At 36.9% G+C, this 13999-nt stretch carries 14 protein-coding genes; 7 read left to right on the top strand and 7 right to left on the bottom strand.

Features of this window, described 5'->3' with window-relative positions; all coding sequences use genetic code 11:
- Positions 1-385: 385 nt before the first annotated feature.
- The 6 genes from JXR92_RS03345 to JXR92_RS03365 all read left to right on the top strand — a co-directional run bounded on the left by JXR92_RS03345 (position 386) and on the right by JXR92_RS03365 (position 4661).
- The gene (locus JXR92_RS03345) at positions 386-1402 is read left to right on the top strand and encodes a DUF3871 family protein (protein WP_009037603.1); all 1017 of its coding nucleotides are present in this window, start codon (positions 386-388) and stop codon (positions 1400-1402) included.
- A 48-nt stretch (positions 1403-1450) separates the two neighbouring features.
- On the top strand, positions 1451-1573 hold the full coding sequence (locus JXR92_RS17445; RefSeq protein WP_255342452.1) for a hypothetical protein: 123 nt from the start codon (positions 1451-1453) through the stop codon (positions 1571-1573).
- A 75-nt stretch (positions 1574-1648) separates the two neighbouring features.
- On the top strand, positions 1649-1921 hold the full coding sequence (locus JXR92_RS03350) for a hypothetical protein (RefSeq protein ID WP_009037602.1): 273 nt from the start codon (positions 1649-1651) through the stop codon (positions 1919-1921).
- Between the two features lie 156 nt (positions 1922-2077).
- The gene (locus JXR92_RS03355; protein WP_009037601.1) at positions 2078-2665 is read left to right on the top strand and encodes a tyrosine-type recombinase/integrase; all 588 of its coding nucleotides are present in this window, start codon (positions 2078-2080) and stop codon (positions 2663-2665) included.
- A 685-nt stretch (positions 2666-3350) separates the two neighbouring features.
- Positions 3351-4163 carry a glycosyltransferase family 2 protein gene (locus tag JXR92_RS03360; RefSeq protein ID WP_008665367.1) on the top strand — a complete coding sequence of 271 codons (813 nt, stop codon included), beginning with the start codon at positions 3351-3353 and terminating at the stop codon, positions 4161-4163.
- Between the two features lie 39 nt (positions 4164-4202).
- On the top strand, positions 4203-4661 hold the full coding sequence (locus tag JXR92_RS03365) for a lipocalin-like domain-containing protein (RefSeq protein WP_138346241.1): 459 nt from the start codon (positions 4203-4205) through the stop codon (positions 4659-4661).
- 30 nt (positions 4662-4691) lie between these two features.
- Here JXR92_RS03365 and JXR92_RS03370 read toward each other — a convergent pair whose 3' ends face one another.
- The 4 genes from JXR92_RS03370 to JXR92_RS03385 all read right to left on the bottom strand — a co-directional run bounded on the left by JXR92_RS03370 (position 4692) and on the right by JXR92_RS03385 (position 9882).
- Positions 4692-5831: an IS481 family transposase gene (locus JXR92_RS03370; protein WP_094582489.1), complete on the bottom strand. Its 1140-nt coding sequence runs from the start codon at positions 5829-5831 to the stop codon at positions 4692-4694.
- Positions 5832-6893: 1062 nt separating this feature from the next.
- On the bottom strand, positions 6894-7880 hold the full coding sequence (locus JXR92_RS03375; RefSeq protein ID WP_158573911.1) for a BT4734/BF3469 family protein: 987 nt from the start codon (positions 7878-7880) through the stop codon (positions 6894-6896).
- A gap of 13 nt (positions 7881-7893) precedes the next feature.
- Positions 7894-9501 (bottom strand): DNA primase family protein, encoded by a 1608-nt coding sequence (locus JXR92_RS03380; RefSeq protein ID WP_117979842.1) that lies wholly within the window; start codon positions 9499-9501, stop codon positions 7894-7896.
- Positions 9502-9513: 12 nt separating this feature from the next.
- A complete protein-coding gene (locus JXR92_RS03385) occupies positions 9514-9882 on the bottom strand; it encodes a MerR family transcriptional regulator (protein WP_115502222.1) in 369 nt (122 codons plus the stop codon).
- 218 nt (positions 9883-10100) lie between these two features.
- On the opposite strand from JXR92_RS03385, the gene JXR92_RS03390 reads away from it, so the two are divergent.
- Positions 10101-10778: a hypothetical protein gene (locus JXR92_RS03390; RefSeq protein ID WP_115502223.1), complete on the top strand. Its 678-nt coding sequence runs from the start codon at positions 10101-10103 to the stop codon at positions 10776-10778.
- 286 nt (positions 10779-11064) lie between these two features.
- Here the strand turns inward: JXR92_RS03390 and JXR92_RS03395 are convergent, their stop codons facing one another.
- The 3 genes from JXR92_RS03395 to JXR92_RS03405 all read right to left on the bottom strand — a co-directional run bounded on the left by JXR92_RS03395 (position 11065) and on the right by JXR92_RS03405 (position 13923).
- On the bottom strand, positions 11065-11718 hold the full coding sequence (locus JXR92_RS03395; RefSeq protein ID WP_138346680.1) for an A1S_2505 family phage non-structural protein: 654 nt from the start codon (positions 11716-11718) through the stop codon (positions 11065-11067).
- A gap of 83 nt (positions 11719-11801) precedes the next feature.
- Positions 11802-13061, bottom strand: a complete 1260-nt coding sequence (locus tag JXR92_RS03400; protein WP_226791254.1) for a YncE family protein — start codon at positions 13059-13061, stop codon at positions 11802-11804.
- 355 nt (positions 13062-13416) lie between these two features.
- Positions 13417-13923: a hypothetical protein gene (locus JXR92_RS03405; protein ID WP_206897489.1), complete on the bottom strand. Its 507-nt coding sequence runs from the start codon at positions 13921-13923 to the stop codon at positions 13417-13419.
- Positions 13924-13999 lie beyond the last annotated feature (76 nt).

Here is a 13999-nt window from a genome sequence, read left to right on the forward strand (position 1 = left end):
CGCTTAATTGTCATGTTACCCCTAATGTCCCTCACCTCTCTTAGATGGGAAATGAACGGTTTAACGCAATCGCATTCCAGACCGCAAACGCTTTGGCTACGGTATTACTGGCTACTACAGTAATGTCTGTGTATTACAGAGCACAATTGCGGAAGTCTATGGGGCATTACGTTATAAAGCGCGCCATTCCCTTTAATTCACTTATTACTAACCAATAAATTATCGCTTATGGAAGATTTAAAGGCTATTCTGACGGTTGGTGCAATACTCATTGTACCGTTCATTGCAGCACCAAAGGCAATGTTTGCCATAGTGCTGTACATTATCATTTATATGGCATTCAGATGGAGAAATTTCTAATTATCAACTTAATAATTTACAGATTATGGAAGCATTACAGATTATGCCAGTCATGGCACAGAGAAGAAACTGCAATTTAGGCGAATTTGCAGAGGATGCAACGGTTGTAACGGACGATACAAAGGGGAAACGACCTCTGTTCATAGAGGCTAATACAGTTGAAGCGACCTTACAGCATTTGAGGGACGACTGTATAATTCCAGTATTCGCCAAAGACAACGAGGCTACACTGTCGCACGTCTCGTTCATTGAGACGGTGCAGGATGCAGCACATACTTTCTTTAACGGTGAACGGATAGGGCAGCCGGATATAAGGGTGTCACACGTTATCAAGGGTCGTATTCCAGAAGCAATACATAAGCCTGCCAATCAGTTATTGGAGAGTGACAAGACCATTTATTACGAGCGTTGCGCTTTCGTGATTGAAATACCTACCATCTACGAGACGGTGAACGGTAATAGGCTGACCCTTACTGTAGGTGGAGTTAGGGCTTATAACCATACCAATCTGTACAGTAAAAAGGGTGCAGAGCGTTTTAAGGTGTTCATAGGGTTTACATGCCAGGTATGCACCAACTTGTGCGTATCTACGGACGGTTATATTAGCTGTCTGGAGGTCACTAATACAAGTGAGCTGTATCGTGCTGTATTGGAAATGTTCAACAAGTACGACCCTGCCAAGCACATACATCTGATGCAGACACTTGGCAATACCAGTATGACAGAACATCAATTCTGCCAGTTACTTGGGAGAATGAGGCTTTACCCACTGTTACCGCAAGGCTATCAGAAAGCTATCCCCAGAATGCTGCTTACTGACACACAGATAAACAGTGTAGCCAAAGCATATATCAATGATGATAACTTTGGCAGTCTTGGCAGTGACCTATCCATGTGGAAGTTCTACAACCTGCTTACTGGCAGCAACAAGAGCAGCTACATAGACAGCTTTCTGGATAGAGCCTACAACGCTACAGAACTGGCAACGGGTATTGCATCCGCTCTGCATGGTGATGAAAGATACAGTTGGTTTCTTTCTTAGCTGTATCTGGAATTATACTCTATTACTGGTTTCTCAAAACTGGAGATTATGCTACGGAATTTATTCTATGTGTTACTGGCGACTTTGGTATTCTTCATTGCAATGGCATTGTTTCCATTTATAGCGGTGGGATATATCCTGCTATTGGGCTATGCCATTGTTAAAGGATAGCTTGGTATGGAGGGCATCTATATAATAAGGTATAGGTGCTCTTTTTATTTATAAACCTCTTAAATATTAAAAGATATGGTAATAGAAGACAGTCGCGAATACAAGGCAGCGCAAGAACTTGAAAGAGCCTTGAACGATTATAGTTGGAATCCTAAAAGGTTTGCAGAGAGTACGAGGTATTATCACCGTACACTACAGCAGGAGCTTATGAGAACCATTGTGGCAATCATTCAAATGGTTGGTGATGAAAGCTATGGTACAGACCTTAGAAATCAAGCCTCACATGAACTTTGCAAAAAGATTATTGAGAGCGGTGCATTGGATGAAGCCTATTTGCCGTTCATATAGGCTTGAACGTAACAAAGGACATCATTAACTTGGTGTCCTTTATTTATTATATTCACTTCTGTTATTAGTGAATGTTTCTTTGATTATCAATAAGTTGGATATTTCAACTTAAAAATGATATTCACTTTTATTCATTTCATTATAAGACTGAACGTTATGTCACTTAAATATTCAAGTACAACCGCAGATTATCTGCAATGGAGCGAGGCAATGAACTTGATAAGGAAGTTAGCCAAAGACGGGAATTATAAAATCTCGCTTCTTGTTGCTCTGGGCTGTTTTACTGGCTTAAGAATATCTGACATTCTGGCTTTACGCTGGAAGCAGATATTAAATGCGGAGGAATTTACCGTTATCGAAATCAAGACGGGAAAGCAAAGGACTGTGAGAATTAACATGCAGCTACAGAAGCATATCTGTGACTGCTACAAGCATATCAGTCCTATAGGCATAGACGCGCCTATATTGGTAAGCCGGAAAGGTACGGTCTATTCCATACAGAGGATAAATGTAATCCTCAAAGAGGTTAAAAGGAAGTATAGGTTGCATATAGGCAACTTCTCATGCCACAGCCTTAGAAAGACTTTCGGCAGGCAGGTCTATAACATGAACAGCGAAAGTTCGGAGCTTGCACTTGTCAAACTCATGGAGCTATTCAATCATTCCAGTGTATCAATTACCAAGAGATACTTGGGATTAAGGCAGGAAGAACTACTTAATACCTATGACTGCCTTAGTTTTTGATTACTGGCGGTTGCGCTCACCAATTATTAAGAATGGAGTGGAACAGCCTTTTAAGCCAATAATTCAAGTTGGGAGTAAATTTCTAAATTTCTACTTATATAGACCTTTTACAAATTTGCTCCTAACCTTGATTTATGGAGTAGGAATGCCTTTCTGCATTTAATAAACAATAAGTTCTTGCCAATCAAACGTAAATTCGTAACTTTGCAGCAATTCTAACAGCCTAATGCGTTGGGAAGTTGGAAGGACATATTAGTTAACGAAGAGCGTTTAAGATATTATCCTAAGTTGAAATCTGGACAATTTCATGCACAAGGATAATAGGCAAGGACGCTCACGTCAGTGTTATATATTCACCTCTGTAGGGTGAACTATATACATATCTGGCGTGGGCATTGTTTATTATTTGTGCAAGGCAGTCCAGAGCCTCAACTTGGTAATATTCAATGTTCCCACGCTTCTTTATTGTATAACGGTCAGTAAGGGAACACTGGCTACGATACAGATATTCACAAAACAGACAGTTCTATTTCTAACGTGGCAATCAATCAAATTGCGTGCAGCTTTATGCTGTGTACTCTGTGCACTTATTCAAGCCATTTCATCCATATATCCATATAAAAGAAGGCAAGAGTGTATAGAGTGGTAATAATTAATCTGATTAACTTATTTAAATCTGGTAGTAATGAATAGAAAGGACTTGGGGAAGATTTCCGTAATAGTCTCTACTTACAACCGTTGCGATGCTCTGCAAGTATGTTTACTCAGCTTGTTCAAGCAGACAGTTCTGCCCGATGAGGTCATTATAGGAGACGATGGCTCTACGGAAGAGACCGCCTCGTTGATAGCAAGGCTGCAAGAGCAGGCACCGTTTCCAATCATACATGTGTGGCATGAGGATAAAGGTTTCCGATTGGCTATGATGCGCAACAAGTGTGTAGCCCGTAGTACGGGAAACTATATCATAGAGATAGACGGTGATGTGTTCCTGCATCCAAAGCTGATAGCCGACCATCTCCGTGAAGCCGGTCGTGGCATTTACGTGAAAGGTGGAAGGGTAAACTTGGGCAAAGAGCTGACAGAGGAAATATGTAAGTCCGGTATGGTACGCCCGATTCATGTCTGGACGAAAGGAATTGAAAGCAAGCCGGAGAATGCAATCCATTGTATATGGCTGGCTCGCTTCTTGGCTCCGAGATACCGTAGAAAGCGTTCGGCTGCATTGGGCTGTAACATGTCCTTCTTCCGTGAGGATTTTATCAAGGTAAACGGTTATGATGAATTCTATGAGGGTTGGGGAAGTGAGGATATTGATTTGGGCAAGCGTCTGCTGAACAGTGGTTGCCGGAAACGGTATTTGAAGTTCGCAGGTATTGTTTACCACCTTTGGCATGAGGATAAGTTCATGTACAACAAGACCAAGAACTTGCAGTACATGAGAATGCTGGATGAACGGAAGACGGTACGCTGTACAAATGGAGTGGATAAATATTTATAATTTATAAACTATATTACTAACTTAATTTATTAATTAAAAATGAGAACATTAAGATTTATTGGAATGGCTATCGTAGCAGTAATTATGAGTGTTAACTTCGCAGCATGTAGTGATGATGACGAAGAAGAAAGTACACCTACTACAGAGAACATTGTAGGTCAATGGGTACTAACTTACGAAGAAGGGTATGAAATAGAGCCAGAATATCCTGAAGACAACAGAGAATGGAGTCATGCACCTAAAGATGAATGCGAATATTTTGGTAATCTTACATTCAGAGCTGACGGTACATATACTGAATATGATTTGGATAATTCGGAATTAGATGAAGGGAAATGGGCATTGAGTAATAAGCTGCTGACACTTAGACCTATTGATGCCACTTATGCTCTTGATTTGAATGTTCTTGAAATATCCAACAGCAAGTTAGTTCTTGAATATATGGAGAAAGAGGATGATGGAGGGGTAGAATATGCTAAAATGACTTATAAAATGTAATAGTCAAGACTTGTTCTGACATTTGTTTTACTATCGGACAAAAAAACTGTCAGATGTTTGTTGCGAAGTTACACAAGTTTCATCATCCTCACAACCGAATGAGATTTTATCCTGCTCATTCGGTTTTATCATTTCCTGATTTTGCAGTTGATACTTTCTTGCCACAGCGATTCCTTCGATAAAAGTTTGCATGGGCGTTTTCCCGAAACAGTACTTTCCAGAGTGTGTTCTTTGGGTATTGTAGGAGTTCATCCACATATCAAGGTCTGCTTGCAGCTGTTCGATAGAGGTATAGATTTTCTTTCTGAATGCAATAGCATAGAACTCATTCTGCACGGTTCTGTTAAATCGCTCACATATACCGTTTGTCTGAGGGCTTTTCGCCTTAATCTTAGAATGATCAATGTCTTCCACAGCCAAATACAATTCATACTCATGATTTTCTCTGTTTCCGCAGTATTCTGTTCCTCTATCTGTTAGCATACGCATCAGTTTCAAGTCATGCTGCTCGAAAAAAGGAATAACCCTATCGTTAAGCATATCGGCAGCAACAAGCGCATTCTTTCTGTCATACAACTTGGCAAATCCGATTTTGGAGTAAGTATCAATGACGGTCTGCTGATAAATGTGTCCCACACCTTTGATATATCCTACATAATAAGTGTCTTGGGCAAGTAGAAAACCGGGATAATAAGTTTCTATCTCTCCATGAGCCTGCTTTTCTTCTTTTGCTTTTTCCAATGCCGCCACTTGGTTCTCATCAAGGATAATGCCCTCTTGTTCCACTTTGGCTGACAATGCTTTCAGGCGTTTCTGGAAGGTCTCCATATCGTGCCGTAGCCAAATGGAACGCACTCCGCCCGGCGAAATAAGAATACCTTTCTTACGTAGCTCATTGGATACACGGACTTGCCCCAATGCAGGATTGTCTATCGCCATCTGTACGACTGCCTGCTCGATGTGTTCTTCCACACGGTTCTTTATGACAGGCTTACGGCGAGAAATCTCCTGCAAGGCGACTTCACCGCCTTGTTCATACAACTCTTTGAAACGATAAAAACTGTCACGACTGTAGCCCATAACCTTACAAGCACGTGATACGTTTCCTAACTGTTGGGAGAGTTCAAGCAATCCCAGTTTGTTCTTGATGACCTTTTCTGATGTTGTCATAACTTAATCTGTTTTCTGTTACAAATTTATTCTTTTTATACGTAACTGTCAGATTAAGTCTTGACTAATTCATATAAAAGGAAATAAGTATTGAAGTATAAAGGCAGCATGGAATTAACTCCCTTGCTGCCTTGACTGTTTCCGCTTCTTGACTAATTTAGGCTTTCGTTTACTTGCCGCATCTTTAAAGAACTGTTCCAGTCTCTCTCTGGTAATAGGCAGGTAACTGACCTCTGTAACCATAGTTTCTTTAATCTCTTGTGGTAGGTAGTAGATAGTGTAACTTTTAGGAGAGTTCTTCTTGGTAAGTCTCATAATTGTATTAATTTGATAATTGATAATTGAATTAATCTGATACGAAGTTAACCATATTACAGAGGGGAAACTAATGTTAATATCTCATTATTAAATACTGGAATGGAGAGATGGCTGTATTTCAACTATACACTACTTAGCCATTATAAAAGATAAAGAGGTTAATGGAGAGACCCATTTAACTCCATGTATGGACTAATACAACCTTTTAGAGAGGATATTTCAATTATAAGCCCCCTATTACAGAAATGTTGAACAAATCCTTAAATCAAATGGAATGAAACATCTTAAAATAAACAAGAATTTGTATATTTGTATCGTAAATTTAATGTTGACTAATTGTTGACTAACAAGCTTACAAAGAGATTATAAACTTGTTGATAAATAGCCTTTTATAAAGTCTAAATATAAAGTCTCATAATCTGGAGGTCCCTGGTTCAAGCCCAGGCTGGTCCACGAAGCATAAAACAAAGAAAATCAAGCCGTTACAAGCAACCTTGTAGCGGCTTTTTTCTTGCACACTAAAACTCCTTGCACACAATTTGCACACAACCTTTGGAAAGTGGTGATAATCAATGATAAACGTGACACACCGGTAAATGATATTCTTTTTCTTTTAGTTTCTTCTATTGGCAAGAGTGCTCTCCGATTTATGCCCATGATGAGGTTTTCGCATATAATTTGCACAAACGGATATAAGAAAAGAGATAAGCTACACACCGGTAGTCATCCCTTTTCTTCTCAAAATTATTTTTTGATTGGGGAAATGAGCTTGTATTCTGCGGCTATTTCAAATAAGCGGTCACTATTATATCGATACCGTCCAATTATCATAGCGGAATATTCCCTATCAGTTTCATCATAATCATAATTGGGATAAAAACTACTGACCTTATGAAATAAAGCCCTACCTTCCTCACCAAACATATTCTTAATGATATTGCCAATGGCAATCCAATCATCATAATAATAAGTAATATCCACTTGATTTCTGGTTATTTCATTCAATAGCCGCTCAACCTTTTGTTTCTTTGTTAAAGGAGTGGCACTTTCCAAAACAAAATTATTTGGACGAAGAAAGGTTTCTATCGCATTGGGGATAAGAAGCGTTCGGGGTTTAGGTGGTTTCGTTTTATATTTCTGTTTTGGCTTATAAATATATTCCACTGCATTTGATTTTGTTTTTGGCTTAGACGTATAAACTTCCGCATGTTTATTGACATACGGTTGCGTATCATGCGAAAGGAAGCGTAAACGGCATATATCGCCACAACTTTTATCTATAATGATACCCATTTCTTCAAAATCGTTTTTTATGGCTTCAAAGACATTCTTATGATTAGTAGGGTCCGCATAAGGAATGATACAGAACAAGCCATTTCCGCTTGCAGACAATCCACAATACATAATATAAGGTAGTTCACCCAACTTAATCTTAAGGTCTTCTATGTTTGATATTGACGGGTTATCTTTTCCGTCAATATCAATACAAATCAAGTTCGTATACTCGTAAATTTTTTCAGTTCGTCGTTCAGAACAAACACAACTGACAGTTATTGCAGGAAGAAGTTCTTTCAATTCTCGCCGTTTCATCAAATCAGATTCATTTCGAAGTTCTTTGATTAAAACAGTACGATAGTCCTCTAAGAACAACCAGTCCCATAAGTTCACTACTCCGCTTGCATAACGATTTTGCGCACTTTCAAACATTGATACTTTTATGATATTTTCCATATTTCTTACTTTTTTACAGGCCATCAGGCAATGAATTTTCTACAAATTGTTTAGCAATATTATTACTTTTCACAAAAATATAATTATTCCCACCACCACCTTTCTCAATCTCAAATTTCAAACTCTTTATGCGAGTTGAAAATTCTTTTCGTCTCACAGGTATCAACTTCTTTATACAACAATACGCATTATATTCTTCTCTAAAATCTTTTAATAAAACTCTATCATTATCTGATACAGAAGGCACGTATTTTTTTGCCTCTATGAATTGTGCCACACTATCAGATTCAAATCTCATTTCCTCAAGAAGTTCTTTTGCCTTTGGCGATTCTGTAAATTGTTGTTGCTTCAACAACCTTCCCAATCCCTCCAGCACCCAATTGAAAATACCGCTTAATTCTTTGGATATTATTTTCTTGGCGAGATGTTTATCTTGTTTTTCATCCGGAATAATCACTTCAAAGTTCAAGATTATAAATCTTCGCAAGTAGGCATGGGTAAATTCAATATTATTAGGAAATTTGTTAGTGTTAAACATAAACTTTCCATAATTCCGAATAATAAACGGATGTCCATAAGGAGAACGCGCATCAATAGGCTCATTGCTGATTAGCTTCTTGAACAAGTCAGGATTGATATTCTTTCCTCCGAGTTCTGACGAATAGTTAAGCAGATAATTACCTAATTGTGCCCTAAAATATCCATTTTCATTACATAAATTACTTATCGTATAGGAACAAGTGTTGTGTTCTCCAAGCAGTGCTTGCACTATTTCAAATATGACGGATTTACCGTTGCTTCCTTCACCTTTCAAAATCAAACACTTTTCTAATTTCAAGTTTTGAGTAAAAATATATCCCAAATATTCTGCAAGAATCATTTGTGATTCTTTTTCAGGTAAAACCTCATTCAAGAAAGCCTTAAAATCATCACAAGTCGCTTTAGAATTGTATTCAAAAGGCAATTGATATTTAAAAAAGTCCCGCTTGTCAAAGTCTCTCAACTCTTGTTTGTCCTTTGAAATGACAAATGTCCCATTCTTTAGATTAATTTTCACCTCATCTTTTTTCTCATTCAAGTCCGGTACAAGAGTGCAAAGAGCGACAAACTGATTATACAATCTCTCAAGATTCCTACTCAGTCTAATATCATAATAATTGAAGTCTGCCTTATTTGCCGCTACGGCAAGAAATTCCTTCAAAAGTGGACGGGTTATGTTTTTCCAGTAACAGCCCGTATAAATATATGGCTGAATACTGTCCGGCTCAATGCCGAGCCCCAATTTAAACTCATCCGCGTTCTTCATTAATTCTTCTATCAATATAATATATTTGACTTCATCATCCGGCTCTAACCCCTTTAATTCTCTTGTTTCATTTTCTGACAATCCCCCATTGTTTTCTTTCCTACGTAGTTCTGCAAGTTTTTCAAGTTTTTTATCATCATCAAGATGATAAATAACCGGATAGTCTATTTTTGAAGATATATCTATTATTTTCTTCAATGTTTCCTCTTGTTGTACTTGCTGCAAAATATCTCTTACATATCGTTTCAAGCCTTTTGCTGTTTTATACGGATGATTTATCATTGGAATATTATTATTGTTGCTATTACTATTCATATTATTTATCTCCTATCTTTGTTGAGCCGATTTTATAATTAATTGTATTGATTGAGTTGAAAGATTTTGGCTCGTTTTGCCTTCCTCCTCAATTTGGTTGTTTAACCATTTATCCAATTCTTCAGCAAAGAAATACAGATTACGTCCTGACCTGTGACAAGGTATATTATCTGTTGCTGATAATTTATAGAGTTTCGATGAACTTAATTTATATCCTTGTTTTTGAATATATTTTAAGGCTTGCTCCTTATTCAGCCACTTTGGTATTTCTTCCCTTTTTTCTATTCTGTTTATCAGAATGTTTTTTATCTCTGATATTTCCTGAATCAGATAATCTATCCGTTCCGGCAACGTGTCATAACTTGTTTTTTGATGTTCCATACCTTTTGTTTTTTGTTTCTGGTGCAAAAATACAAAGGTCCAAAAGCGGCATAAAAAGGCACGTTCAGGCACATTCAGGCACGTTTGTATCAGACTAATTATTAGTTTGTTACATATATTACCGAAAAGAAATTATTGATTTTGGCACGTTCAGGCATGAAATATATTTGATTAGTTGCTTACGTTTTGTATTTTTGTCATAAACATCATGTAGTAATATGGCAAAGAAAAGAATACCGATAGACAAAGAGAGGTTTGAAACTTTAAAAAACGAGTTAGTAAGAGTTTCTAATATAGATTTGAGTTCAGATAATGCATACTCTGACCTATGCGATTATATAAAGAAACAGAGCAATACAAATTTTCCTCTCCCAAAATATGAAGACGGAAGCGTTATCCAGCAATCTGAAACTATCAGCGTTGATACATTACGTCGTTATTGGGGAGATAAAGATGCAGACAAGGAAAGAAAGCCGGATGTTGGAAAATTATCTTTCATGGCTCGTGCTTTAGGATATAAGGATTGGGAAACATTCTGCCACGAATACAAACAGACCAATACGGACTTTGACATAGAGAAAGGATTCAATGGAATGGACTATTTCAAGTTTTCATCATTGCTTGAAGGTGAAATCGTCTGTATCGGCTGGTATCCTCAAAAATATTGCAGATTGAAGTTTTTAGGAGAGTACTCTTTTGAGGTCGTTGAATCTTATAGAATGAAAAGTGAGGTTGGACGCAAATTTGAAACTTCCGGTTTTCGTCTCGCCCAAATATCAGACAAGGCTATTTTTCCAGAAGTCTTAATAGAGCCATTATATGAATATCAAGAAGATTTATGGAATGCCATAGAAAACTTTGATATAAAGAATTGCCCTACAGAAATCCTTTTATAAGAAAAGATAAAAGTGAATAAAGTGAGTAAAGTGAACTATATTTTTATAATAGAGCATATTCTTATTTTATAGACCATATAACGATATAAAACTTTATACTTTTTATAAAATATAGTTCACTTTATTCACTTTATTCACTATGTAATATTTTTCTACTTTTATTTATTCTTTCATATTCGAGATATGCTCGTGCTTCTTTATACCGAGTATTAGAGGCAGGAGAAAAGCACGATACAGGAGACGAAAACAGCCTTATTTTTGGTATGGGAAAATAATAATCTTACGTCTATTTGGAAGCGAAAAGGATATGCAGAAAATCGTTTATTCTTGTGAAAAAACTATTGCGTTTCGTGAGTTTCATATTGCCTTCTCCTAAAAGTAGCCACCTTGCATTTATAGACGGAAAGGCAATCAGTATCTTTTGCACAATCCAGACGGTAGGAAGTTCTTTTCTGAATAAAATGTTCATCAGTATAGTAAAAGACAATCCCGTTCTTTGACAAAAATCAGAAACGGAAGGAGATTCTTTTTCGGCAACCTGTTTGATTCTGGCTTGTATGCCACCATTCAGAACATCCCAAAAGGACAAAGGCAAATTGATGTTCTTTATATGAACCGCTTCTTTGAATAACGGTGCAATCTCAAATGGCGAATGTTTGGATATTCCGCATCCTATCTCTGTAACTAAAAAAGTATATTCCGAATGTTGTTCTGCATATAGTAGAAAATCATCAATATGTTTTTTAAGATTCTCAATGTGTTTGGAAGGCATCGCATAGGTCTGTCCCTGTATTCCCGCAGCCTGTCCCATAATAGCACCGAATTTCATCGCTGTTGCTGCGGCATTTCCATTATGTACACCGTTTGAGTTTGAACCGAACACAAATATTTCATTTTCTTTCAGCTCCGTAATGTTGGATGGAGTAATTCTTTCGTTCATGTTTTAAAGTTTTTGGGTATAAAAAATCCTCTTACTACATAAGCAATAAGAGGATTCTATAAGTGTATTACTCTCGATTATTATCAGTTCAACGAAATAAGATTAATAATTTTATTTCCGTTGTCGGCAACATTATCGATTACCACTTCATCTGACTCTGTGATGATTCCTACAACATTTGCACCATCCATATATCTAATACCACTAAATGTTATATTGGAACTTTCTAGACTTGCAAAAAGGGTTTGTATTTCATAGTCATTTATTCTGAACTCTGACTCTTGATAATCCGCCATGCTCATTTTATAAAAGCGAGTATTATTTTGTATATACCATGCTCTATTCGTTTGGAAATGCCCCTCAACTCCTTCATGCCAATTAAAACTATTTGGAAGTTCTACTGATTGATATGTTGTTCCATCAAATTCATAGTACCGACCATAATTGGTTTGTAATAGAACAGTATTTCGGGCGTAATTATATATAATACCCCAAATATCAATATCAGGATATTCATCGCCACCCTCTATCTTACAGATTTCTGTTTCTTTCAATTCATTATTACCAACCATTTCCCATTTGATAATCTTTTTATCTTGATATGAATATAGTTCATTGTTTATAACAAAAGGAATATCAGTAATAGGATATATTCTACCACCCGGACATTTTACCTTATAGTTTTTATTATCGCCATAATTATTCCAATATATAATGAATCCATCTCCAGTAACATCAAAATTCGTGAAATTTTGTCCATCAGCTAACATTGGTTGTAGTGTAAATTTAGAAACATCAAGCTTATAAATCTGATGATTATTCGTTGCAATATAAATGTTTCCTTGATTGTCCAATACTGTTTGCAACTCTATCCCCTCACCCAAATATACATCTATTTCCTTGGGCCATCGATATATCTTTTCTGTTTGGACATCAACAATGGAGAGGTATTCTGTACTACCCCAAGCTACACTTATACCTAAACCATCAGGTTCAGGTTTATAGAACAAATCGATAATATCTTGTGCGATAGGATTTACAAGAAGAACTTTATCGCTCAATTTCAAAACTTTATGAATACCAATATTATGGTCTTGACCGTCTTCTCCCTTGATTGATAACTTTACCTCATTACCTGATAAGTCAAGTTTGTAATAAGAGTCGTCCCCTGTTGCTCTTGTTGCGGATGATTTCTGATAAATCATCTTGGCGTCACTCACATTCAAATTCGTAAGGTATTTATAACCTTCTTCATAATTGATATTGCCACTACCGGAACCACCGTCATCACTACATGCAGTAAATAAAGCTACCGCACCTAACATTAATAAAAATTTCTTCATAATTACCAGTATTTATTCCATTCTTCCCGCCCACACAGAAGAAGTTTATAAAATGCGAAAGCGTGAGGGCTGCTAACTTATTTTACGGAATAGGCTCTGGTAAAACCCTTGAACTAAAACAAGCAACAGTCTCCCCACGCCATATATGGATATGACGCGAGAGATGCTAACTTATTCCCGTTCGTTAATAGTTTACCAGACTTTATTCCGGAGAATCAGTTAAACACTTTCGTGTACCTTAAATTTCTAATATGTCTGCCATGTTGCCATGACCATGCAAAATTAGAAAAAATAAGGCACATCACAAAGTTACATCTCATAAAGAGACTGTTGCAGGTTGCAAAATTAGATATTCTTATTCATTCAGCATTTCATCAATGGCGAATTCGTGAAGTTCATGCTCCAGCTCCATTTCTTTAAGCCGTTCTTCTTTCTTCTGAAAATAATCATCGCCCAAATCTTTTTCTTCGAGTGTCTTGTCGAATTTATCAAGTATTTCATCTGAAACACATTCTTCATCGTCATTATCGATTGACTCGTCCAATACAGCAAGCATATCCTCCATTGTGTATTCCTGTTCTTGTGAAGAAGTATCTTCCGTTAATGAAAACTCTGTATCATCCTCACAATCAATATCCGGCCCTAACATATCTATAAGCTCATCGATTGTATAATCTTTGTCTTTAAAAGAATCTTTCGTATTTTCTTCTTTGACAATCGGCTCTTGAACACCGGTTTCCTGTATGCTTTCTTTTTGAGCAGACATTTTAGTCTTTGGTGCTTTCTTTGAAGATTTCTTTTTAGTCTCTACAACTTCGGCAGTCACCGGTTGTTCTTCTTCTACTTTTTTCTTTCGTGCCATAACTTTATTTATTTTTGAATTTAGTAATACTCCGAATAAATGAATCATCGGACATTACATATATCCTCTTTTTTGT

It is taken from the genome of Bacteroides parvus (assembly GCF_017309675.2).
Taxonomy (GTDB): domain Bacteria; phylum Bacteroidota; class Bacteroidia; order Bacteroidales; family Bacteroidaceae; genus Bacteroides; species Bacteroides uniformis.